General features: G+C 63.2%; 22 protein-coding genes and 2 pseudogenes. 13 read left to right on the top strand and 11 right to left on the bottom strand.

Annotated features, from left to right (window positions below):
- The 7 genes and pseudogenes from QZZ29_RS05660 to QZZ29_RS05630 form a co-directional block, all read left to right on the top strand.
- Positions 1-189 (top strand): hypothetical protein (locus tag QZZ29_RS05660; RefSeq protein ID WP_291382014.1); only part of this gene is annotated, 189 nt, incomplete at its 5' end.
- Between the two features lie 100 nt (positions 190-289).
- Positions 290-5,002, top strand: a complete 4,713-nt coding sequence (locus QZZ29_RS05655) for a DEAD/DEAH box helicase family protein (RefSeq protein WP_291382013.1) — start codon at positions 290-292, stop codon at positions 5,000-5,002.
- 68 nt (positions 5,003-5,070) lie between these two features.
- Positions 5,071-6,519 (top strand): NERD domain-containing protein, encoded by a 1,449-nt coding sequence (locus QZZ29_RS05650; RefSeq protein WP_291382015.1) that lies wholly within the window; start codon positions 5,071-5,073, stop codon positions 6,517-6,519.
- Positions 6,516-9,695, top strand: coding sequence for a helicase-related protein (locus QZZ29_RS05645; RefSeq protein WP_291382012.1), 3,180 nt, complete (start codon positions 6,516-6,518; stop codon positions 9,693-9,695). Before QZZ29_RS05650 ends, QZZ29_RS05645 begins: the two co-directional genes overlap by 4 nt.
- Positions 9,695-11,512 carry a DUF1998 domain-containing protein gene (locus tag QZZ29_RS05640; RefSeq protein WP_291382011.1) on the top strand — a complete coding sequence of 606 codons (1,818 nt, stop codon included), beginning with the start codon at positions 9,695-9,697 and terminating at the stop codon, positions 11,510-11,512. The genes QZZ29_RS05645 and QZZ29_RS05640 overlap by 1 nt, the downstream gene beginning before the upstream one ends.
- Positions 11,513-11,585: 73 nt before the next feature.
- Positions 11,586-11,705: pseudogene (locus tag QZZ29_RS05635) on the top strand (IS3 family transposase); the annotation flags it as partial.
- A gap of 683 nt (positions 11,706-12,388) precedes the next feature.
- Positions 12,389-13,519, top strand: a complete 1,131-nt coding sequence (locus tag QZZ29_RS05630) for a DNA cytosine methyltransferase (RefSeq protein ID WP_291382010.1) — start codon at positions 12,389-12,391, stop codon at positions 13,517-13,519.
- Between the two features lie 132 nt (positions 13,520-13,651).
- Here the strand turns inward: QZZ29_RS05630 and QZZ29_RS05625 are convergent, their stop codons facing one another.
- From QZZ29_RS05625 to QZZ29_RS05615, 3 genes are all read right to left on the bottom strand, one after another.
- Positions 13,652-13,996, bottom strand: coding sequence for a YrdB family protein (locus QZZ29_RS05625; protein ID WP_291382009.1), 345 nt, complete (start codon positions 13,994-13,996; stop codon positions 13,652-13,654).
- A gap of 116 nt (positions 13,997-14,112) precedes the next feature.
- A complete protein-coding gene (locus QZZ29_RS05620) occupies positions 14,113-15,279 on the bottom strand; it encodes an ATP-binding protein (protein ID WP_291382008.1) in 1,167 nt (388 codons plus the stop codon).
- Positions 15,276-15,995, bottom strand: a complete 720-nt coding sequence (locus tag QZZ29_RS05615; protein WP_291382007.1) for a response regulator transcription factor — start codon at positions 15,993-15,995, stop codon at positions 15,276-15,278. Before QZZ29_RS05615 ends, QZZ29_RS05620 begins: the two co-directional genes overlap by 4 nt.
- 150 nt (positions 15,996-16,145) lie before the next feature.
- On the opposite strand from QZZ29_RS05615, the gene QZZ29_RS05610 reads away from it, so the two are divergent.
- From QZZ29_RS05610 to QZZ29_RS05600, 3 genes are read left to right on the top strand one after another with little or no spacing between them, the layout of a single operon-like run.
- On the top strand, positions 16,146-16,451 hold the full coding sequence (locus QZZ29_RS05610) for a glutaredoxin (RefSeq protein WP_291382006.1): 306 nt from the start codon (positions 16,146-16,148) through the stop codon (positions 16,449-16,451).
- Position 16,452: 1 nt separating this feature from the next.
- Complete coding sequence (locus tag QZZ29_RS05605) at positions 16,453-17,415, top strand: cytochrome c biogenesis CcdA family protein (protein WP_291382005.1); 963 nt, start codon at positions 16,453-16,455, stop codon at positions 17,413-17,415.
- Positions 17,412-18,029 (top strand): peroxiredoxin, encoded by a 618-nt coding sequence (locus QZZ29_RS05600; RefSeq protein ID WP_291382004.1) that lies wholly within the window; start codon positions 17,412-17,414, stop codon positions 18,027-18,029. Before QZZ29_RS05605 ends, QZZ29_RS05600 begins: the two co-directional genes overlap by 4 nt.
- Before the next feature lie 37 nt (positions 18,030-18,066).
- Here QZZ29_RS05600 and QZZ29_RS05595 read toward each other — a convergent pair whose 3' ends face one another.
- The 5 genes from QZZ29_RS05595 to QZZ29_RS05575 all read right to left on the bottom strand — a co-directional run bounded on the left by QZZ29_RS05595 (position 18,067) and on the right by QZZ29_RS05575 (position 22,091).
- On the bottom strand, positions 18,067-19,497 hold the full coding sequence (locus QZZ29_RS05595; RefSeq protein ID WP_291382003.1) for a multicopper oxidase family protein: 1,431 nt from the start codon (positions 19,495-19,497) through the stop codon (positions 18,067-18,069).
- A complete protein-coding gene (locus QZZ29_RS05590) occupies positions 19,494-19,742 on the bottom strand; it encodes an SHOCT domain-containing protein (protein ID WP_291382002.1) in 249 nt (82 codons plus the stop codon). The genes QZZ29_RS05595 and QZZ29_RS05590 overlap by 4 nt, the downstream gene beginning before the upstream one ends.
- Positions 19,743-19,895: 153 nt before the next feature.
- Positions 19,896-20,624, bottom strand: coding sequence for a M50 family metallopeptidase (locus tag QZZ29_RS05585; protein ID WP_291382001.1), 729 nt, complete (start codon positions 20,622-20,624; stop codon positions 19,896-19,898).
- 37 nt (positions 20,625-20,661) lie between these two features.
- Positions 20,662-21,651, bottom strand: a complete 990-nt coding sequence (locus QZZ29_RS05580) for an alpha/beta hydrolase (protein WP_291382000.1) — start codon at positions 21,649-21,651, stop codon at positions 20,662-20,664.
- Positions 21,648-22,091 (bottom strand): YbhB/YbcL family Raf kinase inhibitor-like protein, encoded by a 444-nt coding sequence (locus QZZ29_RS05575; RefSeq protein ID WP_291381999.1) that lies wholly within the window; start codon positions 22,089-22,091, stop codon positions 21,648-21,650. Before QZZ29_RS05575 ends, QZZ29_RS05580 begins: the two co-directional genes overlap by 4 nt.
- Positions 22,092-22,245: 154 nt before the next feature.
- Between QZZ29_RS05575 and QZZ29_RS05570 the strand changes: the two genes are divergently transcribed.
- Together QZZ29_RS05570 and QZZ29_RS05565 are read left to right on the top strand one after the other, a co-directional pair.
- Positions 22,246-22,614: a metalloregulator ArsR/SmtB family transcription factor gene (locus QZZ29_RS05570; protein WP_291381998.1), complete on the top strand. Its 369-nt coding sequence runs from the start codon at positions 22,246-22,248 to the stop codon at positions 22,612-22,614.
- The gene (locus QZZ29_RS05565; RefSeq protein WP_291381997.1) at positions 22,611-23,297 is read left to right on the top strand and encodes a cation transporter; all 687 of its coding nucleotides are present in this window, start codon (positions 22,611-22,613) and stop codon (positions 23,295-23,297) included. Before QZZ29_RS05570 ends, QZZ29_RS05565 begins: the two co-directional genes overlap by 4 nt.
- 99 nt (positions 23,298-23,396) lie before the next feature.
- On the opposite strand, the pseudogene QZZ29_RS12760 reads toward QZZ29_RS05565, so the two are convergent.
- From QZZ29_RS12760 to QZZ29_RS05555, 3 genes and pseudogenes are all read right to left on the bottom strand, one after another.
- Positions 23,397-23,501: pseudogene (locus tag QZZ29_RS12760) on the bottom strand (hypothetical protein); the annotation flags it as partial.
- On the bottom strand, positions 23,498-24,895 hold the full coding sequence (locus QZZ29_RS05560; protein ID WP_291381996.1) for a HAMP domain-containing sensor histidine kinase: 1,398 nt from the start codon (positions 24,893-24,895) through the stop codon (positions 23,498-23,500). The gene QZZ29_RS05560 and the pseudogene QZZ29_RS12760, both read right to left, overlap by 4 nt.
- Complete coding sequence (locus QZZ29_RS05555) at positions 24,892-25,593, bottom strand: response regulator transcription factor (RefSeq protein WP_291381995.1); 702 nt, start codon at positions 25,591-25,593, stop codon at positions 24,892-24,894. The genes QZZ29_RS05560 and QZZ29_RS05555 overlap by 4 nt, the downstream gene beginning before the upstream one ends.
- Before the next feature lie 214 nt (positions 25,594-25,807).
- Between QZZ29_RS05555 and QZZ29_RS05550 the strand changes: the two genes are divergently transcribed.
- A complete protein-coding gene (locus QZZ29_RS05550) occupies positions 25,808-26,149 on the top strand; it encodes a hypothetical protein (protein ID WP_291381994.1) in 342 nt (113 codons plus the stop codon).
- Positions 26,150-26,171: the final 22 nt, after the last annotated feature.

The raw sequence follows: 26,171 nt of genomic DNA, 5'->3' as shown, positions 1-26,171 counted from the left end.
TCCCATAATGGACATCCTCTCTTACAAGGTGTCCACCAAACCGGGGCAAAGCCATCCGCGATCTTCGAATGGATCGAGGGGTTCTACAACCCCCACCGCCACCATACGGGCCTCACCGACGACCACGGCCGATCCCTCAGCCACGTCACCGTCGAAGCACTTCACACCCATCTTGAATTTGCGGCATGATCAACACACACCCCGTGTCTGGAAAAGCGGGGTTGGCTCCCTGTCTGCCAATGCGCAAGTCGCACCCGCTATCGGTTGACGACCTGGCTACCCTTGTCGAGTGACTATTTCGGTTGAGACATGGGCAGCGGACACTAGGCTGATTGGCGAAGTGAGGGACCAGTTTGACCGGGCAATCGATGCATACAGGGTCCACCCAGACCTAATATCTGAGCACGCCAACCATGAGGAATCGATACGAACTGGCGGCTACGCGAATCGAACACTCCTGGAACTTGTCCAGAATGCGGCCGACGCGCTGTCGGGTGCCTCGGAAGGGAGTGCGGGCCCCAATTCGGGTCGCGTCGAGATTGTGCTCGACACCGAGAATGACACGCTATATTGCGCGAACGCTGGACGCCCGTTCTCATCCAACGGGCTGACCGCGATTACCATGGCGCACCTGAGCGGCAAGCGTGGTGATGAGATTGGACGCTTCGGACTCGGATTTAAGTCGGTCCTCGCCGTCACAGATTCTCCTCAGGTGTTTAGCCAATCGATGTCGTTCGAGTTCAACTCGCAATTTGCGCGCGACGCATTGACTTCCGTTGGGCCTAGAGCCAAGAGGTACCCAGTGCTTCGCACTGCGACACCACTCGATGCGGTTGAGGAGTTTCGGAGGGACAAGACCCTCGCAGAACTCGGCGAGTGGGCGACGACGATCGTCAAATTGCCGCATGCCCGGAATCTCCAGCGATTGCGGGAGGAGATGGAGAGTTTCTCCTCGGAGTTCCTGCTATTCGTCCACGAGGTCAGGGAGGTGAAACTGCGCATTCTCGGCACAGACTCCCTCACCACAACCCACACCTCGCGAGACCTCGGCAACGGGGTCCTCAGAATCGAGGATCCCGATGGCCAAGGCGACGAATGGCTCGTTCAAGATCGAATGCACGCGCCAACGCCCGAAGCGCGGTCGCAAGTCGGCGAAGCCGTCTCACGAGAGCAAGTTAAAGTCACCGTCGCCGTGCCAACCCGCCAAACCCGCCTACGGATTGGCGAGTTTTGGTCTTACTTCCCTCTGCAGGATAGGACTTCGGCATCCGGTCTCTTCAACGCACCCTGGAGCGTCAACGATGACAGGACGACACTGCTAAACAACGACTACAACCGCGAGATCCTTCGCACGCTTTCAGAGATGTTTGTCAATCTGATGCCACGGGTGAGAACCGCTGACGATCCTGCGGTTCACCTCGATTACATGCCCGCGCGTGGTCGCGAGATACTGAGTTTCGGTGACGAAATCCTAATCGCACACATACCTCTCATCGCCAGTGAGACGGGACTCGTGCCCGACTCCGAAGGGAAGTTGCGACACGCAAGCGAGCTTCGGCCACTTGATTTTGCCATCACCTTCGACGCGCGCATCCACAAGGCGTGGAGCGACTCACCGAACACTGGGCTCGACGTACCGTCCTGGCGTTGCTACGGCACACCCACCCGGGCGACGCGACTTCGCGACATGTTCATCTCCAGCACCGCGCGTGACAGCATGGCGGGAGGGGTCAGAGACGCCAAGCGTGCTCTGGAGTCGGTGCCGACCCGGGGACTCCTCTCCTGGTTGCGGGAATGGGCTGAGGGAGACGACCCTGCGTCAGCAGCTGACGCTTTCAAGGTGGTGTGCGCGAATAGCCGCCTCGAGGGAGTTGACCAAGCCAAGGTGATCCCGACGACAGATGGCCTACGGGCGGTCGCCGACCACAGCGTCGTGTTCCTCACGCGCGACCAGGATGTTGAACTCGAGGGTTCCGCTTTCATAGATGAGAAGTTCCTGAAGCAGCCAGATGTTGAGGGCCTGCTTCGCAAGTGCGGTTTCCGGAGTCTCGACCCGCAAGCGATCCTCAACGCACGCCTCGCGAAACTGACGAGCAAGTCCGGTGACGAAGAGTTCGCACGACTCTGGGAGGCAGTGCTAGATGTCCCAGTCCAAGCGGCTGTGAAGTCGCTGCGCGCGGACCTACCGAAAATAAAGGTGCCCACACTCGCCGGAGGTTGGGCAGCCCCCTACTCGGTATTCGACGTCGATGATTCGATCGGCGCCGCTTTCCCCGAACGCTCGCTCGACCGCGAGCGCTGCCTGCCTGACGTGACGTACCAAATCGGTGTGGTACGGCACCCCGCGAAAGACTTCCTTCTTGAAGACGAGCCCCTCGTCGACGACTACCGCTCGTCGATTCTTGATGCGCTCAACGGAGTTCGGGGCCCTGGCGAGCGAGCCACGGAGCGCGTTGAGCTTACTCCGGGGCAGGGACCTGGCCCAGCGTCGATGCTCTTCATGTTGCGCGACGCGGGCGCCACTGAGGAAGCGCGTGAGTCGTGGACCAGCGCTCTGCTAAGTCACGGCGACAGCGAGTGGGTCGCTGAAGACCTGGATACCGGGCGGACATACGCCGCGAAGTCGCCGGTACGTTGGGCCGTCGACGCAGTCGGCCTCCTGAAAACAAACAGAGGCTTTCGAAGCCCAGCCGACGTGGTCGCGCCCTCGTTAGTCAAGTATGAGAGCCTGCTCCCGCTGTTGCGCGGATCGAGCAACGTTGCCACTTTGCTCAATCTCCCGGATGAGATCGAAGACGTGCCTCGACATTTGTTGCGCAAGGCGCTCGAGGCCGAGTTCTTCGCCCCGGCGATTTCGGATGCCACCTTGGTTGAGTTCATCCTCGTTGCGGTTCGGCGAGCGTACTCGGGAACAAGACCACCGAGCATTCCGGCTCGGGTCCGTCGGGCAGTGGAGGCCCGGTCTCCGAACGCCGTGTATTTGGCCACTACGGATGAGCAGGAAGAGTTTCTGTCGAATAGACAACGCCCCAGCCTGCGCGTGACCGAAGAAGACGCGCTCGAACTCGTTGCGGTCGTCGGCTGTAAGCGCTTTGAAGACAGCTTTGCCTTCTCAATGCTCGTCGAAGGGCAGCAGGATACTGAGCGTCTCGTCGACGTATTCACCGGGCTCAGGAACACAAGTGTGTCAGGCAAAGTGATCAACGCGAGCCTCACTCGCGCCGCGCTGCTAACGAAGCGAGTCACGACCGAAGACGGCGTTGAAGATCAGTCCATCGATTACCACCTCGATGCCGGGAACCTCATCGTAAAGAGCGAGGCAGACGCACCCGCAATCCTTCGATTCGCGAATGAGGCGTTTGACCTGGGTCTCAACAACGCTGAACTGGCAAATGTCCTACAGGCCGGCCTCGACCATCACCTTGAGGCGCTACGAGAGGAAGCCAAATCCGCATCGTCGGACGCTGAACGACTTGAAGTCTATTTCGGTCCGGACGATCTCCGCGACGCGCTACCCACAGGCCTCTGGTCTGCCTTGGAAGCTCAGGAACTAGTCAACCGGGAAACCTCCGTGGCCCAACTGTTCTTGACGGTATACGGCTCTGACTCGATCAAGATGCTCAGCGATCTGTTCCGCCAAGAGGGATTCTCAGATGTACCGAACGCTTGGGCTGGTGGAGGCGCGACGATCTCTTGGCTAAGGAAGATGGGCTTCAGTACAGAGTTTGCAGGTCGCCGGAACCAGCGCCAGGACGATGAGTTCGTAGTGCCAGGGGCAATAAAGCTGAATCCGCTCCACGAGTTCCAAGCGGCCATCAGCCGAGACCTGCGCGAGGTCATTACCACGCAGGAGGCCAATGGGCGCTACCAGAAGGCAATGGTTGAGTTGCCGACAGGCGCTGGCAAGACTCGCGTGGTAACGGAGACCGTGCTGCAAATGTTCATCGATGGCGAGCTGACGGGTCCCGTGCTGTGGATAGCCCAATCGCAAGAACTTTGCGAACAAGCAGTCCAGACTTGGAGCGAAGTGTGGAGGGGTCTCGGCGATGAGCGCCCGCTCACTATTGGTCGGCTCTGGGAGAGCAACTCGATACACAAACCCGATACCGAGTTCAGCATTGTGGTGGCCACCGACGCGAAACTGAATGTCATCCATGGCAGCCCCGAGTATGACTGGCTGAGCCAAGCATCGCTCGTGATCGTGGATGAGGGACACCGCGCAGGCGATTCTGCAATGTACGCACGCATCTTTGCGTGGCTTAGCATCGCGGGCCGCGGCTGGGAACGGCCGCTGGTCGGGCTTTCGGCTACACCGTTCAAGGGGACGTCCGTGAGTGCGACGCGTGCGCTTGCCAGTAGATTTGGAAATCACATCATCAGAGCATTCGAGGGAGACGCCTACCGTGAGCTCGCCCAACTCGGCGTGCTCGCTCGGGTGAACCACGAGGTCCTGCCGGGCGTCGAGGTAACGCTGTCCTCCGGGGAGATGGAGGACGTCCGCAATATCAGACGCCTTAGCCCCGCAGTCCTCGACCGAATCGGTCGCAATCAGGCTCGAATGTCTATCCTGGTCAGGCACATCATGAGTCAGGACTCTGATTGGCCCATCCTGGTCTTCACTCCCAACGTCTTATCTGCACAGGTACTCGCTGCGACGCTGCGGTACCGGGGGGTTGAAGCTGAGTCCGTAAGCGGGCAAACGGGACGACAGCAGCGCCGCGACGTCATTGAGAAGTTCAAGCAAGGCGAAATTCAGGTGTTGGCGAACTGCGATCTTCTCATTCAAGGCTTCGACGCGCCGGGTGTCCGCGCCTTGTATATTGCCCGGCCAACCTTCAGCCCCAACGCCTATATTCAGATGGCTGGGCGCGGACTCAGAGGTCCCGCGAACGGCGGGAAAGACGAATGCCTCATTGTCGATATGGCAGACGACTTTGGCGACATGAGCACCTTCCTCGGCTACCGCGAATATGAGCCACTCTGGCGGGAGCGGGACTCGTGATTCTTTCACCAGATCTCACAAGTATCCTGCAGACTGCGCAGAGTGACGCTGAGCGTCACCTCGCACGACTGCTTCTTGCAGTCGATGGTGACAACGATGCGGTTGGATTCCATTCCGTGAGGCTGAGATCTCATCCAGGGAAACAGCAGAGCGAGATCGATTTCGTCATTCTTTGGAGAGGGGTGGTGATTGTCGTCGAGGTAAAGGGCGGTGGGGTTCGGTGTATAGACGGCAAATGGTGGACCATTGATCGTCGCCAACAATGGAATGCGCTGCGCGAGTCGCCCATGGATCAAGCGGATGGCGCAAAGCATGCGCTGCGCGGAGTGTTGCATGAAGAGGGCCTTGCCTGGTACGCCGACCAACACGCTGTTGTGACACCTGATGTCGAAAACTTGGACCACGCGATTGGCTGGTACCCGTCACACTGGTTGGCAGCGCCTGACATGACTGTTGCTGGCATAAGAGATGCTCTGGATGCCATCGCGAAGCGCGCCCCATCGCCAGGGCCCGCGACAAAGCGAGCACGCATCGTGGACGTCCGTGAGCGGCTATATGGCGACTTCTCGCGACTGCCAATCATCGATGCCCAGCGGGGGGCCGTGCTTGAGGAACAGAATCGGGCGACCGCGGGACAAGCAAGATACTTTGAGGGGCTGTCTCGAAATTCACGGGTCCTTGTCCTCGGCGGAGCTGGCACGGGCAAGTCGCTCGCGCTCGCGGAAGGTGCAAAGCAAGACTTGGATCAAGGCAAGTCGGTGCTGATCACCTATCGGTCTCCGGGTCTCACTGACTTCTTCACCACACTCGTCGGCGAGCGCGAAATCGACGTCGTTCCGTTCGCCGAAATTCGGGCTGACCGCACCTATGACTCGGTGTTTGTCGACGAGGCCCAAGACCTCATGACTGCCGAGGACATGGACCGACTCGACCAAGTCATTGAGGGCGGTCGGGCGAACGGGCACTGGAGAATGTTTCTTGACAGGAACAACCAGGCCCACATAGACGGCGGCTTCGATGAGGATGTATTCGAGTTGGTCGTTGGAGAGGCCGTCGCTTATGAACTTCCCTTGAATGTTCGCAACACGAAGCCGATAGTCGACCTCGTTCAGAACTATTTGGGCGCGGATGTTGGGCAACCCGGAATCGTTCATGGCGAACCGCTCCACTGGCACGACGCAAAGGGCGCTGCAGACTTGGAGGCGGCTGAGACTCTTGCTGATGAATTGGTCGCCGACGGGACTCCGTCAGACTCGATCTGGATCATTGATGCTTCGTCCACGGATGCGCCAAGATCGACGCAATCTGGGTGCGTGATCACGAGTCCTCGCTACTCAAAAGGCTTGGAAGCCGACCGAGTCATTTTGTGCAATCTGCCAGAGGTCTTTGATCGTTTCGGCTCTGCCGCGTTTTATGTTGCTGCGACACGAGCACGCGTCGCGCTACACGTACTGCTGTCGAAGGCGGACAAGAAACGGCTGCAACAGTTGCTACGCACGGGGATGGGGATGAAGTGACACTCACGGCGGCGCAGGAAGCAGCCCTAAAGCATATTCGTTCGGCGTATATCGGCCCGGAGGGCGGGCCCAACGAGTTGATTGTAAACGGACGCCCAAACTTGCAATACAGCGTCGGAATGCTGTTTCCGCCCGAGTCCGACACGAATCCAGATGCGGAGTCCTTCGGGACGAGTGATGGAGACGACGGGGTTGATGCAGATGTCGCCGAGGGTGAAGTCGAGGACCTCGAGGCTGGAATTCCACTCGCGGAGGACTGGCGCCCGTCGTCAGTGGCCATATCCTTCGTGACAGATTCCAAAGGCATAAAGTGCGAATTCGCGGGTGGTACGTACGCTCCGATCGACGTAGACGGTCCACCTCAATGGCGTCGTGAACCCTTCGCCGTAGGCGACCTCGAACTGTCCGCAGACGCTCCGCCGCAAGAGCATCGAGTTGGAGAAGTGACGGTTGAAATCGGATCACGATGGCGACCGTACGGCGATGCTTCGCTCGTCACAGTTCACGCGAGAATACTTACCCGTGCCACGGGTGACAGCAAAGCGGATGCGGCCCTGATGCTCTACCAGGTGGCGCTAGCAGTAGTACCTGGAGCAGACGGACAATTCTTGGAATACGACACCTCGAGCGCGCTGGATACCGATTCCGAGTCGTCAGAACTCCGTCTGAGGTACGCGAATCGGAAGAACTACGCTGTCGGACACGGTATGGCGGCCGACTGGGAAATGATTGACGGAGCGTGTGCGAGAGTATTCATCGATCCGGTGCCTTCGTTCGTGGTTCCCGCCGTTGAGACGGTCTCCTTCGATCCAGAGTCCGTGGAGGCCCAGGCCCTGCAACTTGAATTTCTTTCAACCATCGATAGTGCCCCAGACTCTGTTGCCAACGCGCTCGATGAGTTCGTCAACGCGTTTAGCCAATGGGTCAAGCAACAGGAAGACCGGGTAGCCGGATACGGTGCCAGCGAACCCATAGCAAACGACATTGTTGGGCGATCACGTATCGCGGCCGATCGAATGCGGGCAACGGTAGAACTCTTGCGCAGTCCAAATCGCACCAATTTGCGAACTGCTTTCGCCTTGGCAATGGCCGCCATGCGGCTTCAGATGCGCCAGGCACGTGTCAGTGAAGGTAAGAGTCCAGACTCCTTGGCAGAACCAGCGTGGCGGCCATTTCAGTTGGGATTCATCCTCGTGTCCCTGGCCTCAGCAGTTGACGAGAATCACGAGGATCGTGAACTTGTCGACCTGATCTGGTACCCGACGGGTGGAGGCAAAACCGAGGCTTACTTGGGACTCGCAGCGATCGAGATGTTTCGAAGGAGGCTCGACTACGGCGCCGCCGGTGGAGGCACCGCAGTTGTGACGCGGTACACCCTGCGTCTCTTGACAGCACAGCAGTTTCACCGTGCTGCGGCACTGGTGTGCGCCATGGAATTGCTGCGGCGCACTGACCGGATTGCTGACGTCCGCGCTCGAGGAGTGGCCCCGTTCTCGATCGGACTCTGGGTCGGCAACCAAGTTACGCCGGGCTCTCGCGCTGAAGCGCGGCGCGCTCTAGAGCGTCTCCTCAAAGCTGCCCGCCCTGAAGAGGCCAACCGATTCCAGATCGAAAGTTGCCCATGGTGCGGTGCCTCGCTCCTGCCGACAAACCACTCGGCAGACCCGAACGACTACGGAATACGCGCGGTTGGCAATGACGTAGTAGTCGGATGCATCAGTGAAAGTTGTGAGTTTCAGTACGAGCTTCCTGTGTCTGTCGTGGACGAGATGCTCTACGAGAACCCGCCAACTTTCCTCCTAGCAACGGTGGACAAATTCGCTCGGATGCAGTTCAGGCCCGATGCGGGCCGACTCCTGGGTTTGGGTACGACATTCCGCCAACCTTCGATGATTATTCAGGACGAGCTGCATCTGTTGTCTGGCCCTCTCGGGACCACCGTTGCCGTATTCGATGCAGCAATTCAGCTGCTCGCGAGGAAAGACGGAACCACTCCGAAAATCATCGCTTCTACGGCTACGATCCGTTCCTCCGCAGAACAAGTCACAGGCCTGTACGGACGAGAGGTCGCCCTTTACCCGCCTTCCGGACTCGAGGACGACCGGAACTTCTTCTCACGCCCCGTCGCATCGGGAGAGGGGCGTCTATACCTCGGGCTTATGCCTCAGTCCATGTCGCAAGCCTCCGCGGTAATCGCGGCGGCAGCTCCGTTGCTGGAACTGCCAGAAGTCGTTAGCGCAGGTGAGGGACCCTCCAAAGACGCGTACTGGACCGCAGTGATGTACCACAACAGCCTGCGAGAACTGGGACGAACTGGGACTCTCGTGGTCGACGACGTCAATGCGAGGCTCGCAGCTCGCGCCGATCGACTGAGCCTGCCACTTCGTGGGGTGCGACCCGACCGCGTGCTCGAACTTACGAGCCGGCGTGGGCCCGAAGAATTGCCCAATGACCTGCGCGAACTGGGCCGGAGCATCGATACCACTGATCAGGCAATCGATGTAGTGCTCTCGTCCAACATGCTGTCCGTCGGTATCGACGTACCACGCCTAGCGCTCATGCTGATGGTCGGCCAGCCCAAGACTACATCCGAGTACATTCAAGCCACTAGCCGAGTTGGGCGCGGCGACGTGCGGGGGATCGTCGCCACGCTCTTCAGGTCGAACCGCGCCCGAGACCGCTCTCAGTTTGAAACGTTCCGCGGGTATCACGAGTCTCTGTATCGGACGGTCGAGCCAACCAGCGTTACGCCTTGGTCACTAGCGTCCCGTGAGCGTTCGCTCGCTGGCGCACTTGTGATGCTAATTCGACAGCAGTTCGGCAATTACGCAAGCAACGAGGCGGCGGCGCACCTGGACCTGAGTAACCCGAATATCAAAGGTGCGATAGACGCGCTTCTGGCGGAGTTCATCAAGCAAGTTGCCAAATCAGACAACGTGGAGGAGGAGGAGACAGCCACCCAGCTCCAGTTGTTGCTCGCAGATTGGGACCGCCGGGCAAGTGAGGCCCGCAGAACTGGGACCGGCCTGACGTACGAGCGTTCAAAGAACATCGATGCAGCATTGTTGAAGAGATTCGGGCAACCGGGAGAAGGGTGGCTTGTTGCTGACTCGATGCGCTCCGTGGACCCAAGCGTCGCGGTGGAAGTCCGTGAGCCGGAGGGTGGCAGCAACTAATGGATCCCATCAAACATGACCTACGGCTCTCGGAGACGGTCGCGCCATATGGCGTCGGAGCCATCGTCGACGTTCGCGGTGAGTCACTTATCGCACCTGACACTTCCTGGTGGGACAAGAAATCTTCACCCGAGATCAGTTGTGATCGGTTACTCAGTCGCATCGGCGTCGGGGTGCTGCGGCAGGCACCATCCCACTCAGGGCCCGCTGCCAAGGACACTCCAAGCCTGCGGTATTGGAGATTCCCCGAGTGGCGATTCTGCGAACGTTGCACGAGGGTCTCAAAGTGGACGGGCAAGAGCAAAGGGAAGTGGGTCAACAAGTGCGAGTGCGGCGGAGTGCTTGTTCCAATGCGCTACGTCGCGATTTGTGAAAAGGGGAGCCACATTCAAGATATCCCTTGGTTCAAGTGGGCGCACCGAGGGCATGATGCTGGCGTCACGGATGAGGTGCGATTCTGTCGGGCGTACAAGGAGCTCAAGTTCGTGCGATCAGCTAGCCTCGGCGAAGGCCTTGCTGCGCTAAGCATCCATTGCTCCGCGTGCAAACGATCACGCTCCATAGCGGAGTTGGTCCTTGCTGGTGCGCTTGCGCGCGATGGAATCCAATGCGACGGTCGTCAACCGTGGGTCGAGTCCGCCCCCGACGAGCCATGTGAACACAAACTCTTAGCGGTACAGCGAGGAGCTACTGGCAATTACATCGCCGAGCGTCTCTCAGCGCTAGATATTCCAGAAGAGAAGTCACAGTCGGCCGACCTCGCGGACGGAGTGCGAAGGCACATCTACTTCGAGAAAGTCGTGTCGGACAACGGTGGGCCTCAGGCGCAGATGGTCGCGGGATGGATTGCGACCGAGCTTGGCACCACGGAAGAGGAGGTTCTCAGGATCGCCTCAAACGACGTCTCTGATGACATAGAGACCAATCCGCTGTTGGACCTCAAGGATGGCGAATGGTCAGCCTTCCTAAAGAAACTCAAGAACAGCCGAGACGGAAGCGGTAGCGATTTTGTTGTCGACGGCTGGCCCATTGAATCCACACGCGCGTGGCCGCAGGCTTTGACTGATCGCTTGGTCGCGGTTGGGCAAGTTCGCCGTGTCCGAGAGGTACGAGCCTTGCTCGGGTTCCGCCGTCACTCCGCAGACGCTGAGTTCATCCCCGCCGATCTCGGACCGGACCAGAAGAGAAGGCCCATCTACCCAGCGATCGAGATGTTCGGTGAAGGTCTCTTTCTGCAGTTTGACGAACAACGGGTTAGTGCGTGGGAGAAACTCCCCGAGGTGAGGGCGCGCGCCAATGTGCTCGCACGACGCAGGGAGCAGTCAACGTGGGCCCACAGGCTCGACGTTCCCGAACCGCGGTTCATCGCACTCCACACTGTCGCTCACCTGCTCATCCGGAGGCTCGCGTTCGACAGTGGCTATTCGTCAGCGTCGCTTCAGGAACGCATCTATGCGAGTTCGGAACGGCCCGACCGCACTGCTGGGATTCTGATATACACCGCGGCGGGTGATGCACAAGGGACTCTCGGTGGCCTTGTGCGGCTCGGGGCACCCGACAAGCTCGTACCTCTACTCATTGCCGCGCTTGATGAGGCGGACGTTTGCTCAAACGACCCCGTTTGCATAGAGAGTGACCGTCAGGGTTCTTCGAGTTTGAACTTGTCGGCGTGCCACGGGTGTGCACTCGTGAGCGAGACGTCGTGCGAATGCGGCAACCGCCTTCTCGATCGTCAACTCGTCCTCGGCGGCAGCGCTACCGCTGGGTTCCTTGAAGGGGTGCTCAATGATTTCTGGGCGAGCGCGGCAGCCAACTAGCCGGGGCGCTGAAGGAGCGCACCGAACCCAGCCAGCGACCACAAGAGGGAACACGTGAATCTCGCATCAGACCCTCGTGTCGATCGTGGACGAGCACACCCGTGAATGCATTGGTGGCCTCGTGGAGCGTTCCATCACCGCCGGACGCCTCACCTCCCGCCTCGAGGACCTCGTCCAACTACGTGGCGCCCCCGACTTTGATCACGGTTTCGGTGCTGGGTGACCTGCGGGGCTGGGACCTGGGGTGATGCTCGTGGGTGGGGTGCTTTCTGTGCACTACGTGTGGGCGCTCTAGGGTTGTGTGGTGGCTCATATTCGTGTCGTGACGACTGCCTCGGGGGCGCGGGCGGTGCAGATCGTGTATTCCAATCGCAAGGGTTCGCGGGACATCGAGCACATTGGTTCGGCGCATGATGATGCCGAGTTGGAGTTGCTGAAGGCGGTGGCGCGCCAACGGCTCGCGGCCAACCAGGGCGAGCTGGACCTTCGACTATGCTCGGCAATGCACCCCTCACTTAGTTACCGACGACTCCCACAACGTCCAGACCTAACAACGGGGGCGGCCCAACTTCGCTGCACCGGGGGCCGTGATGCGACCGCCTTCCGCCGAGCCCAGGGGTCAGTTCGGTGTAGTCCGCAATCAGTTGGGAACTAACATCTGCGTCACGGTCCACATGCAGAAGGCGGCCGCGGCCAGCGTCGCCCTTAGCGCTGGCCGGGCGCAGACCAGAGGGATCGGCCAGCCTGCTCACGAATCTCGAAAGGCCTCGACGCACGACGTCAGCGCGACCAACGCTTGGCTCTCGCGGCGCGCGTTCTGCTCGTGCTCCAGCGATGCGCCCCCAAACGACTCGCTTTGGCGGATACGCTCAAGCCATGCAGCAAGGCGCCGTGACGGAGCGTGAATCGATGGAGGTCAGTGGCGTGAGCGAGAGGACCGATCGCATTCGTGTGCTCGACCTCTTCGCGGGTGCGGGCGGACTGACGTGCGGATTTCACGCGGCAAGTGACCGCTTTGAGACGGTCACAGCCGTGGAGATGGACGCGGAAGCGGCGGCGACGTATCGGCAGAACTTCGGCGACGTCGTCTATCAGGGGTCGATTCAGGATTGGCTCGCGGCAGAACAGGTTCCGCGGGCGGACGTGATAGTAGGAGGTCCGCCGTGTCAGGGGTTCTCCACGCTTGGTAAGCAGGACGTCGAGGATAAGCGCAACACCCTGTGGCACGAGTACGCGAAGACCATCGCACTCGCCAAACCGATGTACTTTGTCGTCGAGAATGTCGCCACATTCTTGAAGTCGAAGCAGTATGAAGACTTCCTCTGGGAGACGCACCGCGGCAAGCCGCTGGCCGCATATCGGATTCAGTCGACCGTCCTCAATGCCGCCGATTTTGGCGCGCCCCAGGCACGCAAGCGCGCGGTGCTGATTGGGCACCTGGCGACTCTCCCCTTCCCCGGCTTCCCGGAGCCGACCACACCGGGCGCGCATGTGACCGTGCGGCAGGCGCTGAAGGGGGTCCGGCGCTCCGTGACGGAGACTTTGCTGCCCCCGCGGTCCGTCGCAGTCGGTGGGCGGGTCCTAGCAGGGCCGTTCAAGTCTCGGGAGCTCCACCTCGGGCGTGACTATGAGCCACTGTCGCTAGCCCGTTTCGCCAGCATCCCATCTGGCGGAAACCGTTTCGACCTCCCTGACGCGCTCAAGGCGCGTTGCTGGATAGGCCACACGAAGGGCTCGGGTGATGTCATGGGGCGCATGCACTGGGACCGACCTTCGGTGACAATCAGGACAGAGTTCTTCAAGCCTGAGAAGGGCCGGTACCTGCACCCGGACGAAGACCGCGCGATCACGCACTTCGAGGCGGCGCGACTTCAAGGGTTCCCCGACGACTTCAAGTGGATTGGGTCCAAGACTTCTATTGCTCGGCAGATCGGCAACGCCGTGCCGATTCCTCTGGCGCGGGCGATCGGTGCGCAGCTTGTTGCCGCGATCGATCGCGAGAAATGACCAGCTCAAGGGCATGTGCCCCTCACTACTTAAACTTGCTCGGTCGGAAAGCCCACGACACCAGCAAGTGAATTGCTACGGATTCGTTGGCCGCCGAGTCCTCCCCGCTCCGACCGCGGCGCGAATCGGCTACTACCGACCAGCCTCGGCCACACCCTTGGTGTCCCCCGCCAGCACAGTCCCCACCAACGCGAACACAGCCACCAACACGGCGAGCCACCAGACGCCCGCCATCCACGCCGCCGCCGCACCGCCGAGCATCAGCATCAGCCGCACCATGACGTTGAGCGCGCGCTGCACAGGGCGCGGCGCCCGTGGAGACAGGAACATCCCCCAGAACACGGCGACCGCCACAGGCAACGCCACGCCTAGCACGACCCCAAGAACGCCCGTGGCGAGCGACCACCCCAGGACGGCAAACCCGGCATACATGCCGAGTTCTGCGAGGAACACGACCCCGGCCCCAAACGGCTTCATGCGCCCAGAATGCCACCGCGGGGTCGCCTCACGTTCGGAGGCGGCCCCACGGCGCACACGGCGAGCGCAAGTCGCCCGACTGCCCGGGTTCACCACAAGAGGACCCCGAGGCGTCGTCAGCGGTCACTCCCGACACCTGCTATCGGTAGCACCACGACGAAACGTGCGCCTGTCCCAGCACCGTCACTTTCGGCGCGCACCGCACCGCCGTGCGCTTCGACCAGGGCCTTCGTGATTGCGAGGCCGATGCCAGAACCCCCGTGAGCGCGGTCTCGCGCCGTATCGGCACGGTAGAAGCGCTCAAATACGTGAGGGAGGTGCTCCGGGGAAATTCCTCCTCCCGTGTCCGACACCGAAAGCTCCACGTTCGCCCCCGCAGGCCTCGCGGCGAGCACGATGCGACCTTGAGCCGGAGTGTGCCTCAACGCGTTGTCGACCAGGTTTCCGAGTACCTGGGCCATCCGATCAGCGTCCACCCTGACGCGCGCGCCGCCCGGTTCCGCATCGAGCGAGAGCGACACGTGGCGGTCCGCTGCGGCTTCGCGTGCCACCTGCTGCGCGGCGCGCAACAACTGTGCCGGATCGCATGGCTCGAGCGACAGCACCAGCTCCCCACTCTCAGCACGCATCACCGCAGCAAGGTCCTCGGCCAGGCGCGTCAGCCGCACGCTTTGCGCGCGCAACATCGCTACGGTGTCAGCGTCGAGATCCGTCACACCATCCTCGAGTGCCTCCAACGACGCGTGAATCGTGGCGACCGGAGTCCGCAATTCGTGGGCAACATCGGCGAGGAGGCGCTGACGCAACCTCTCACTCGCGCCGAGCCGTGAAGCCATCACATTGAACGACTCCACCACTTCGTCGAACTCGCGACCCAGGCGCGGCGAGGGCACTCTGGTGCCCACTTCACCGTCGGCCACTCGCCGGGACGCGGAGGACAGCGAAGCCAGCGACGACCCTATCCGGCGGGCGATCACCGCGCTCACCACCAACGCGGCAACAATCGCCACGCCCAACGCGACCAACAGGGCCACACCGCTCGCCGACCGGAACGCGAGTTCCGCGTGAGCGGCCTGCTCTGTGGCATTTCGACGCCCGTCACCCACGAGGTGTTGATGGAAGATGTATGGGCCGATTGCCGCTGCAACCAACCACGCGGTCAGGACGACTACGGCCAGCACAAGTGCGAGCGCTGCCAGCAGACGCGCCCCAAGCCCCGCCTGCGCGAGTCGATGTGATGTGGCTTCATGAATCCTTGCGATGCGCCCGCGCGACGTCGTCATTGGCCCGTGCCGATGCGGTAGCCCACTCCACGCACAGTGCGCACGTAGCGCTGCAGCTCTGCATTGTCGCCGAGCTTTTGCCGCAAATGGAGAACGTGCACGTCAACAAGGTGTTCGTCGCCATTCCAGCCACCACCCCACACCTCTTCGAGCAGCGCGGCACGACTGAGCACCATCTTGGGGCGGACCGCGAGCGCGGCAAGCACGTCAAATTCCGTACGCGTCAGGGGTACACCGTCGCCAGCAATCCGCGCGTCACGCGCAGGGACATCCACCACAAGATTGCCGATGACGATGGGGGCGCCTTCGTCGGCGGAGCGTGGAACTCCGGTCCGGGGACGGCGCAGCATCACCCGAATCCTCGCCACCAGCTCTCGTGGGCTGAATGGCTTTGTCAGATAGTCGTCGGCCCCCACTGAGAGCCCCACCAGCTTGTCGACCTCCTCCGCCCTCGCCGTCAGCATCACGACGTAGCAATCGGAGAAGGTGCGCAGGCGTCGGCACACCTCGACGCCGTCGATTCCCGGCAATCCGAGATCGAGCACCACCACGTCCGGGTCGAGCGTCCGCGCACGGCGAATGGCTTCTTCACCATCGCCCGCGACTTCCACTTCGAAGCCGTCGTGCCTGAGATATCCGGAAACCAGCTCCGCCAGTGGCGCTTCGTCCTCGACCACCAGCGCACGCAATCCGGTTGGCGCCGCGTCAGGGGTCATGGCACTCATTGTCACGCACCTCGCGACCGGAAGCGACGGAACCGTGAAGAACACTTCACGGTCTTCATCAAATCTTCATCGAACGACAAGCAATCCTGCAGGGAGGCGGAGTGAAGATGCTGGGGACACTCTTCAGAACGGGAGCCACCTGTGAACCAGCTTCACCCCACGCGGCCGGTAGCCGTCACCCTGGTGACGAGTCCTGCGTGCCACTTTTGTGACGACGCGCATCGCGCGCTGGGTGACCTCGCCACGACCTACGCGCTCGACATCACTGCGGTGGCGATCGACTCTCGCGAAGGACAGGCCCTCACCGCGACCCACCGGCCGCCCATGAGTCCGTTGGTGCTGGTCGACGGGGAGTATTTCTCGGCGGGCAGATTGCCGCGGCGAAAACTCACCAAGCTACTGGAAGAGCGCCGAGCGCGCCCCAGAGCAGTCAACGTGGCGCGCTGAGATGGGCGCCGAACTTCTCACCACCGGATCCATCCTCGCCGCCTTCTTCGCTGGCGGCGTCGCATTGTTCGCACCGTGTTGCATCGTGTTTCTCGCCCCGAGCTATGTGGCGGGCGCCATGAAGAATCGTCGCTGGAGTCTCTTGCCGCTGACGTTCACGTTCGCGGCGGGCCTCGCCCTTGTCCTGGTCCCCATCACTCTTGGGATGAGTTTGTTGGCGGGCGCCATAGCGCGCTACCACCAGGAGATCTACTTCGCGGGTGGTGCGCTCATGATCGCTCTCGCGGCACTGTCGCTGACCGGGCGCATGTGGTCACTGCCGTCCATGCTGAGAGCGCCCGACACGAGTCGTGGAGACACCGGAAGCTTCTTTGCCTTGGGTGTGTTTTCCGGAGTCGCTTCGAGTTGCTGCGCCCCTGTATTGGCGGGAGTCATGACGCTGTCCGTCCTGTCGGGCTCAGCCATCGGCGGCGTCACACTGGGGCTGGCGTACGTGTTTGGCATGGTCTTCCCGCTGTTCGTCATGGCACTGATCTGGGATCGTGCACGCCTCGGCGAACGCAGTTTTCTCCGCGCCAAGGCGGTGACGCTCCGACTTGGCGCGCGAACTCTTGTGACCAACACCGTGAACATCGCCGTCGCCGTGGCCTTCGTGATCATGGGCGGACTTGTGATCGCCCTTGCGGGATCCACGGACATGACGGGCGGCACCCAGGCGCAGACGTGGGCGAGCGGCTCTTTGACGACAGTCTTCAGTCGGGTGCAGGAGTTCCTCTCCCCCATTCCCGAGTGGATCCAGGGCGCCGGGCTTCTTGCGATCGTCGTCCTCTTCATCTGGGTCATGCTTCGGGACCGCCGATCGTCCAAGCCCATGCCCGCACCGACACCCACGGAAGCCCAGCACGAGTGCTGCGCTCCTGAGCCGGAGCGGACCGCCACCATCGATCACAAGGAGCGATCATGACCTCTGGAAGCACCGCAAAACATCAGCGCGCCGTAGCGGCCGTCATGGACGAGGCCCAAGCGCTGGAGCACCGCGGCGCGATGCGGGAACGGATCGGCTGGCTCATCGCGATCGTCGTGGTCGGGGCACTCGTGGCCTTTGCCTTGGTGTCGTCACGGCCAGAGACCGACACCGCGTCGTCGCAAGCAAGCGCCTTCACGTTGCCTACCAGCGACGGCGGATCGGTCTCGCTGTCAGACTTCACTGGCGAGCCTGTGCTCCTGTACTTCAACGAAGGCGCGGGATGCGACTCGTGCCTGTTGCAGATGGCTGCGATCGAGGCGAATCCCCAATTCGCCGACGCGGGCATTTCGGTGGTCCCCATCGTCATGAACACCGCCGATCAGATCAACGCGGACCGCGATCGTTTGGGGGTCGCAACGCCCTTTGCGCTGGACGACGGCACCGTCTCCGAAGCGTACGGAACGCTCGGCACGGGGATGCACGCCGGCCTGCCCGGTCACGGCTTTGTGCTGATCGATGCGGACGGCGTGCAGCAGTGGTACGGCAACTACCCGTCGATGTGGCTCGACCCGGAAGAACTCCTGAACATCGTTCAGTCCGAACTCGCCTAGCGCGCGGGTGGGCCCGTCACACCGACTGGCCCACCGCTCAGCTCGCCTCAATAACGCCCATCATGCCAAGGTCCTCGTGGTCGAGGATGTGGCAGTGATACACCGTCCGGCCCGGGAAGCGATCGAACGCGATCCGCACCCTGACCGACCTCCCGGCGGGCACGTCCACCACGTCGCGCACGTCAACGCCGTTATGGTCCACCAGCTGCATTGGCCAGATGTGCAGGTGGAAGGGGTGACCCATCATCGTGGCGTTGGCCAGCGTCCACTCCTCCACGGTGCCGATGTCGACCGTCTGGTCGACGCGGTCGGGATCGAAGGGACGGCCGTCTATCAGGAACCTCATGCCCCCTCCCATCCCCATCGTGAAGGTGAGGGTGCGCGCGTGGTCAATATCCCCATTGCGTAGGTCCCGCGGCGGGCTCTTCGCTGGGGCGGCGGCGGCGGTCGGACCGGCCCCGGCGTCGGGCACCAGCGTGAGAATGGTGGCGTCGGACTCTTGCTCGACCGCGCCCATCATGCCCATGCCGCCCGCACCCCGGTCGTAGGCGCGCGCCACCAGCGCGACGGGCCGGTCGGGCCCCTCAACCAGCACGTCGGCGCGGTTTCCGGGAGCGAGCACCAGACGGTCGACGGTGCGCGGCGGAACGAAGGAGCCCGAGTCGAGGCCCCGCACCGTCATGGCGAGGCCACCCAAGTCAAGGTAGCGGCTGACGCACGCGTTGACGATCAGCAGTCGCTCGGTGCCGCCCGAGGGAACCGCCAAGGGCGGCGCCGCGAGCCCGTTGGTCAAGACGACGTCGCCCACACGGCCCTGGAGTCTTTCCGCATCGGAAACGGACGCCACGGCGCCTCCCGCGAGGGTGACATCGGACACGACGACGACGCGCGGCGGCCGCTGAGACCATTCCTCCTCGTCCACGACGATCGCGCCGTACAGGCCCCCAAATACCTGGTCCGCGACAAATCCGTGCCGATGGGGGTGGTACCAGAACACGCCGTGCGGATGGTCATCGGGCAGGGATATCTCGTAGTCAAACGACTCCCCCGGCTCCACCGACACAAAGGGGTTGTCCCCGTTGCCCCGGGCGCTCACCACCAGGCCGTGAGTGTGCAGGTTGGTGGGCTGGTCCAGGCGGTTGACCAGGTGCACGCGGAGCGTGTCTCCCGGACGCACGTGCAGCGTGGGCCCCGGGACCGTGCCGTTGTACGCCAGCATGCGCGCGGACGTGCCCGCGACGTCGACCGTGGCCTCGGAGACGGTGAGATCGAAGGTCAGTACGCCACCGGAGGAGGCAAGCACGGTCGGCTCCGACCATGAGGTCGCGGGGGCACCTCCCGACGCGTTGGCGGCCGAAGGCCCTGAACGCAAGCCCGACGACGCCACACCGGCGACCCCGAGGCCCAGGGAACCCACTCCGAGCAGGCCAAGGCCGATCGCCCGGCGTCGCGAGATCGGGTGGGTCATTGTCCGTCGAGGGCACGCATCCGGTCGCGGAACTCGTCGCTGTCGATCTCGCCCCGTGCGAGCCGCTCCTCAAGGATCTGGCGTGCGGTGGAGGGCTTCGCCTGACCCGGCGCCGCCGCATCGCCACCACCTGACGGCTTGCCGTCACCCGAACGGGACGCCAGCCTCACCGCCACGTAGACGAGGACACCGATTCCGATGACAACGAGCAGCCACCAGGCGCCCATCCACCACAGACCGCCCATTCCGACTCCGTGATCCCAATACCCCATGGCTTCCTCTCCCGGCCGCCGACCTCCGTGCGACCCTTCGCTTCCATCATGTCCTTCAATTCTGAGAATCAGCGGTGCACAACGATGAAGGTTCCGTGAAGATCGGGCGACCGGGTGCCGGAAGTGTTACCGGTCAAGTACATCCCCCAGCATCAGCCACGCTCCGCCTGCAGCGCAGGCCACCGTCACAAGCCAGAACACCCCCACCCAGATCACGCCTGGTATGCGGGTTGCCCGGGCCAGAGCGTCGGCGTCGGAGCTGCGCCCTCCTGCCGACCGCCGCGACCCGTGCAACTCCACTACTGCCCGCACCGCCCCCAGCAGCAGCAGCCACGCCACCCCGTAGGCCACGCCGATGCGCCACGCGTCCGGGGCGGACCACGCCAGCCACCCGAAGCCGCCGATTGCGAGCACCATCACCACAAACCCGTAGACGTTGCGGATCTGCACCAGGACGAGCACCAGCAGGATCACCACGACCCACAGCAGCGCGAACGCGTAGCCCTGGCGCAAGAAGGCGGCGGCGAGCACTCCCACCACGGCCGGGGCGGGGTACCCGGCGAAGGCGGTCAGGGCCAACGGGAGGCGCTTGGTCGAGCCGGAATGCGTCGTCAGCCCCGAGGTGTCGGAATGCAGACGGATCCCGCGCACGTCGCGGCCCAGCAGCGTCGCCACGGTCGCGTGGCCCGCCTCGTGCGCGATGGTGACCACGTGGCGCACCAGGTGCCACAGCTGCGGCACCAGAAGGCAGACTGCCACGACGCCCAATGGCCACAGCGCCGCCGACGTTGAGGCAGTCACCTGGGTGGTCACGTCGGCCCACAGTGTGTCGATCACGTCCGCGATGCCGCTCATGCCTCAAACCTAGCGCCGGTGCGACACCCCCGTTTGTTCACGGAGCGTCGAGACTCGACCACCACATCTCAAGCAGCCGTGCGATCTCGGCGGGATGGTCAAGCCATGGTTGGTGACCCGAGCCTGTCATCACCCGCACGGTCGCGTCCCTCGCGTGGCGGGCCCAGGACCGTACGCGCTCGGGCGTCGCGAAGGGGTCGTTCTCCCCCGCCACCCACAGCGACGGCGCCGCGAGCGACTCGATCTCTTCGGGACTCGCCACCCACTGTGGCCGCGGTCCCCGCCACGTCGCCGCCAGGCGCAGCATCGTCATCTCATGCGCGTATGTCTGGGTGTCGCGGGACAGCGCGTAGCGCCATTCGAGATCCGCTTTGGAAAGTGCCCCGTTGCGCACCAGATCGCCATGGCCCATGGATCTGAAGGACCGGCGCAGGTCACGTTCGTTGACCTGGTGGCGAGCGACCGCACGCGCGACGGGCGGGAAGGTCGCTATGCACATCGACGGGGGAAGGCGCATGCCGTCGACGGCTGGCGCGCCCAACAGTGCGAGGGTGCGCACCAAATCGGGGCGCCTCGCGGCGAGCACCAGCGCGGCCAGGCCTCCCGCAGAACTGCCCACCACGTCCACCGGTCCTGGGGAGACCGCTTGAATCAGCAGCGACATCCATGACTCGACCACGTCTCGCATGCGCTCCGGCGTCATGCCAGCGAAGTCCAGAGGAGCGCTGAGGCCACAGCCCGGACGGTCCACGACGATGGCGCGCACGCCACTCAACTGGCCCACGAGCGGCACAAATACTCCGCCAGCGGTGGGCGTGCCGTGCACAAACAGCACCGGGCGGCCCCCGCCGTGCTCGAGCGCGCGGACGCGCAGGCGGTGCGCATCGGCCTCCACCCACCGCTCCGTCGGCTCCATGCCATGGTGGTTCCACATGGCCCGCTCGGCCGCCCGGTAGCGCTCCTCGTCGCGCTCGCGTGCATCAGTTGCGTGGACCTTACCCGCAGCGCGGGATCGGTCCGTGCTCATCGCGAGTAGGTGCCGACAAGCCTGGCCTGTCCCACCACCACGCCGCGATACTCGCGAAGGAACTGCTCCCTCGTGGGCGTGCCCGCGACGCGTGCCTTCAATGCGTAGACCCAGAAGTAGTAGTGATGCACGCCGTGCCCCACGGGCGGAAACGGCCCGACGTAACCCACGCCGTCGTCGTCATGGGGGCCAGCCCGGCCAGCCGACACGTCAATCTCGCCGTCCTGGGCCGGCAGACCGTACAAGGTCCAATGGGTGAACCCTTCCGGCAGGGGCGCGTCGGGATCGTGGCAGATGATCGCAAGTTCGACCGCCCCGGCGGGCACGCCGAAGACGCTCAACCGGGGCGTTTGGGCACCCGTCTGACCGGCGAAGCGCTCGGCGATGCGCTCATGGTCCGCCAGGTCAGGGCTGGTCAACGCGAAGTCCTTGGTGGACACGTCCGCCTCCTCTATCCAGGTGCAACTGGACTCTTCTCATCATGCGCCCGCGACGCGCGGGACGCGAGCCGAGCCGTCGCGTCGGCCGGCGGTCCCTCAAGTGCTCCACGACCGCAACGTGGCAATAGGTCAGTACTAGATGTAATGTCAGCACATGCTGACCATTGCCTCACGTGTGGACGTGATGAACCGACTCGGCCGCGCCATGGCCGATCCGACACGGTCCAGGATTCTGCTCTCGCTGCTCGACGGCCCGGGCTATCCCGGAGAGTTGGCTCGCGGGCTCGAGCTCACGCGCTCGAATGTGTCCAATCACCTCTCGTGCCTGCGCGGCTGTGGAATCGTGGCGGCCGTGCCCGAGGGACGGTCGACGAGGTATGAGATCGCGGATCCGCACCTGACGAGGGCGCTACTGATGCTGGTGGACACCGTGCTCGCCGTCGACGACGGGCTGGAGTGCGCCGACGACGCATGCGACGTGCCGTTGTGCTGCGCCCCCGTGGATCGCGGGACCGGCGCATGAGCGCGCCCACCGCAAGCGGAATCCGCGACCTCGGCCAGCGTCGCAAGCAAACCCACCGCCGACGCATCCGGTGGATCGTCGCCGCGACAATCAGCTACAACGTGGTCGAGGCGATCGTCGCTATCGCTGCGGGTACCGCCGCTTCATCGGCCGCGTTGATCGGCTTCGGCCTGGACTCGATTGTCGAGGTGCTCTCCGCCGCCGCGGTCGCCTGGCAGTTCGCCTCGCCCGATCCGCAGCGCCGCGAGAAGACCGCACTGCGCGTCATCGCGTGGTCGTTCTTTGCGCTCGCCGCCTATGTGACCATGGATGCCGGGCTCTCGCTGGCGGGCCTGCGAGAAGCGGAACACAGCACGGTGGGCATCGCGCTCGCCTCGGTGAGCCTTGCGGTCATGCCCGTGCTGAGTCTTGCCGAGCGTCGCGCTGGCCGCGAGTTGGGGTCGGCCACCGCGGTTGCCGACTCGAAGCAGACCTTGATCTGCTCCTACCTTTCCGCTGCCCTTCTGGTCGGGCTGGTGCTGAACAGCCTGCTCGGGTGGGCGTGGGCGGATTCCGCTGCCGCCTTGGTGATCGTGGTCTTCGCCGTCCGTGAGGGCCTCGAGGCATGGCGCGGCGACGCGTGCAAGTCGCCGCTCGACGCGCTCACCGGGGAGCGCGACGTGGAAGCCTGCGACTGCCGCTGACGCGGTCAGGGCGCTCGCACGGCGACGTCTACACGACGCGCTGGCCGCCACCGCCTCGTCGGCCGTAAAGTCCTTCTCTATCACCTTCACGTTGTCGTCCTGAAGCTGTTGGATCACTGAGGCACATGTAATCCCTTCGAGGATCGTGCCGGTGAGGCGCAGGGTCTCCACGGTGCCGTCACGCCGCACCGCGAACACGTTCATCCCGGGAGGTGATGAGCGGCTGGCAGCGCAATGACGAAGACAGCGCCGTCGTGCCCGTCGGCACGCGACTCGATGTGGATCGCACCGGAATGCACCGAGGCGATATCTTTGGCGATCGCGAGCCCCAGTCCGGCTCCACCGGCGCCCAGGTCGCGCGAACGTGCATCGTCCAGACGCGTGAAGCGTTCAAATACCCGTGTGCGGTCTTCGACAGGCACCCCTGGCCCATCATCCGCTATGGAAATCAGCGCCTGTTGTCCTACCCGGGCCACACTGATCCCCACAGTCGAGCGGGCATGCCTCACCGCATTGTCTCCGAGGTTGCGTACCATGCGTGCAATGTCCCTTTCCAGACCGCGCACCTGCACGGCGTCCACGTGTTCGAGCGTCACCGCGATGCCTCCGCGAAGACGAAGCCGTTTCGCCTCCGCCAGCATCAGTTCGTCAAGATCGACGATTTGAGCCGTGCTGTCGGAGAGGCGCTCGCTGGTGCGGGCAAGCAGCAAGACATCGTCAATCAGCGCTCCCAACCGCGCGGCCTCGGCGTGCACGCCTTCGAGGGTCTCTCGAAAGTCGGCGCGTTCAGGGTGGGCGAGTGCGACGTCGACTTGCGTGCGCAACGCAGTCAAGGGGCTTCGTAACTCGTGCGATGCATCCCCCATGAACCGTTCCTGACGGAGCGCCGACGCTTCCAGTTGCGCCAGCATCTCGTTCACTGTGGTCGCAAGTCGATGCACCTCGTCATGCGCCACGGGAACGGGCACGCGCTGCGAGAGATCCTTGCCTATCACCACGGCACGCGACCGAATAGCCTCGATGGGCGCGAGCGCCCTGCCGATCGCGACCCACACAGCAGATCCCACCAGGAAGACCAAAAAGGGAAGCCCCACCGACAGGACCAGGATGACGCTCGCTACCGCAGCGTCCACCTGGGAAAGCGAGTGTGCGACGTAGACCCACCCGAGGCCTGTGGGAAGGTCAATCGGCTCCGCGTAAATTCGAAAGCCATGTCCGTTCTCTCCGATCGGCAAATTGCGGATCGTGGCCGTTGTCGCCACGCGCGAAGCAGGAACCGCGGGCAACACCGCCGCCTCGCCCTGGACGTTGGCGCTCGAAGACAGCACTCGACCGTCCGCCGAGACCACCTGAATAAGTGACGTCTCACCGCTGCTGAGGGAAATGGTGGGTTGAAGCCCATCGGCCGCGATGATCGCTGCCACATCGGCCACGCGGGCACGGCCAGAGGAGTCGACATTAGCTACCAGCGAGCGATGTACCAGCAACACCAGACCGGCCGACGCTACTAACAGCGCGAGCGCTAGCACTGCCGTTGCCGATGTCGCGACTTTCGCGCGAATAGTCCACCCCCGGGGCATGCGGGCCCGTGGGCTCATGGCGTACTCCCGGGGACCCCTGCCATGTGGGGGTCCGCCAAGCGGTAGCCGCCGCCACGCACCGTCTCGATGTCGTGACGACCAAAGGGTTGGTCCACCTTGCGCCGCAGGTAGCCGATATACACCTGAACGACGTTCGAGTCGATGTCGAGTTCGGCGTCCCAGACGTTTTCCGCGATTACGGAGCGGCTCAGCACCTGCCCTTTGCGGCGCACCAGCAATTCGAGCAAGGCGAACTCGCGCGTGGACAACTTCACCTCTTCGGCGCCACGCCAACACTTGCGTGACGCGGGATCGAGCGTGAGGTCACCTGCCGAAAGCCGCGGCCCACGCTCGACGGGGGCCCGACGCAGCAGGGCACGAATCCGCGCAAGCAGCACCGTGTAGGAGAACGGCTTGGACAGGTAGTCGTCCGCACCAAGATCAAGCGCATCGGCCTCATCGTGCTCACCGTCCTTCGCCGTCAGCATCAGGATCGGCACTTGCGAGCCCTCCTCGCGCAGGCGGCGACAAATCTCGTAGCCAGACAACCCCGGGAGCATGAGGTCGAGGATGATCACATCGAAGCTCTCCTCTTGGGCCATCCACAGGCCGTCGACCCCGTTGAAAGCGACGGCCGTCACAAAGCCCTCGGCCTCGAGACCCTGCTGGACGGCGCGCGCGATCCCACGGTCATCTTCGACAATGAGCAATCGCATGGGTGAGACTCGGTCCTTTTCGCGGAGAAGGCTGCGCGCAGATGCGCGTGAAGCAAGGCTGCCGTCCCAAGGTAAGTGAAACATAAGAGCGTGCGCGTGGACTTCACGCGCGGCACCCGCCGAAATCGCCTCGTGGCGACTTATCTCGTTCTTAACCGCGACAACAACGATGGGTCTTGTCCATCCGGACTTCACGACGAGCAAGGAGTACAACATGGTTCACACCAGCACCAAGACCAAGGCCCTCATCGCCACCGCCGGAATGATCGGCCTCGGCGTTCTGACCACCGGTACCGCGTCCGCTTCCACCACCCCCGCACCCGTGACCCCGACGAGCATCGAGGCCCCCGACGTTGCAGGCGCGGAGGTCGCAACCGTCGATGACGGCGCGGATGGTGGCCACGAGGACGCCGACGGCGTCGACGTCACTAACGCTGACGACGCGACCGAGGTCGCAGATGCAGAGACCACAGGCGTCGACGACGGCGCTGATGGCGGACACGAAGACGCCGACGGCGTCGACGTCCAGAACGAGGGCGGAGCCGACGAGCTCTAGCCGATGACGTGTGGGGGGCGCG

It is taken from the genome of Demequina sp., from assembly GCF_016278765.1.
Lineage (GTDB): Bacteria > Actinomycetota > Actinomycetes > Actinomycetales > Demequinaceae > Demequina.
Note: the sequence above shows the minus strand (reverse complement) of the source record. Positions and strands in the feature narration are given on the sequence as shown.

What these genes read in the sequence shown, in the direction of transcription:
- QZZ29_RS05595 (WP_291382003.1), bottom strand. Translation starts at nt 19,497, where the DNA reads ATGACCCACCCGATCTCGCGACGCCGGGCGATCGGCCTTGGCCTGCTC.
- QZZ29_RS05570 (WP_291381998.1), top strand. Translation starts at nt 22,246, where the DNA reads ATGCTGACCATTGCCTCACGTGTGGACGTGATGAACCGACTCGGCCGC.
- QZZ29_RS05605 (WP_291382005.1), top strand. Translation starts at nt 16,453, where the DNA reads ATGGGCGCCGAACTTCTCACCACCGGATCCATCCTCGCCGCCTTCTTC.
- QZZ29_RS05630 (WP_291382010.1), top strand. Translation starts at nt 12,389, where the DNA reads ATGCAGCAAGGCGCCGTGACGGAGCGTGAATCGATGGAGGTCAGTGGC.
- QZZ29_RS05565 (WP_291381997.1), top strand. Translation starts at nt 22,611, where the DNA reads ATGAGCGCGCCCACCGCAAGCGGAATCCGCGACCTCGGCCAGCGTCGC.
- QZZ29_RS05640 (WP_291382011.1), top strand. Translation starts at nt 9,695, where the DNA reads ATGGATCCCATCAAACATGACCTACGGCTCTCGGAGACGGTCGCGCCA.
- QZZ29_RS05600 (WP_291382004.1), top strand. Translation starts at nt 17,412, where the DNA reads ATGACCTCTGGAAGCACCGCAAAACATCAGCGCGCCGTAGCGGCCGTC.
- QZZ29_RS05580 (WP_291382000.1), bottom strand. Translation starts at nt 21,651, where the DNA reads ATGAGCACGGACCGATCCCGCGCTGCGGGTAAGGTCCACGCAACTGAT.
- QZZ29_RS05555 (WP_291381995.1), bottom strand. Translation starts at nt 25,593, where the DNA reads ATGCGATTGCTCATTGTCGAAGATGACCGTGGGATCGCGCGCGCCGTC.
- QZZ29_RS05620 (WP_291382008.1), bottom strand. Translation starts at nt 15,279, where the DNA reads ATGACGACGTCGCGCGGGCGCATCGCAAGGATTCATGAAGCCACATCA.
- QZZ29_RS05625 (WP_291382009.1), bottom strand. Translation starts at nt 13,996, where the DNA reads ATGAAGCCGTTTGGGGCCGGGGTCGTGTTCCTCGCAGAACTCGGCATG.
- QZZ29_RS05560 (WP_291381996.1), bottom strand. Translation starts at nt 24,895, where the DNA reads ATGAGCCCACGGGCCCGCATGCCCCGGGGGTGGACTATTCGCGCGAAA.
- QZZ29_RS05615 (WP_291382007.1), bottom strand. Translation starts at nt 15,995, where the DNA reads ATGACCCCTGACGCGGCGCCAACCGGATTGCGTGCGCTGGTGGTCGAG.
- QZZ29_RS05590 (WP_291382002.1), bottom strand. Translation starts at nt 19,742, where the DNA reads ATGGGCGGTCTGTGGTGGATGGGCGCCTGGTGGCTGCTCGTTGTCATC.
- QZZ29_RS05550 (WP_291381994.1), top strand. Translation starts at nt 25,808, where the DNA reads ATGGTTCACACCAGCACCAAGACCAAGGCCCTCATCGCCACCGCCGGA.
- QZZ29_RS05585 (WP_291382001.1), bottom strand. Translation starts at nt 20,624, where the DNA reads ATGAGCGGCATCGCGGACGTGATCGACACACTGTGGGCCGACGTGACC.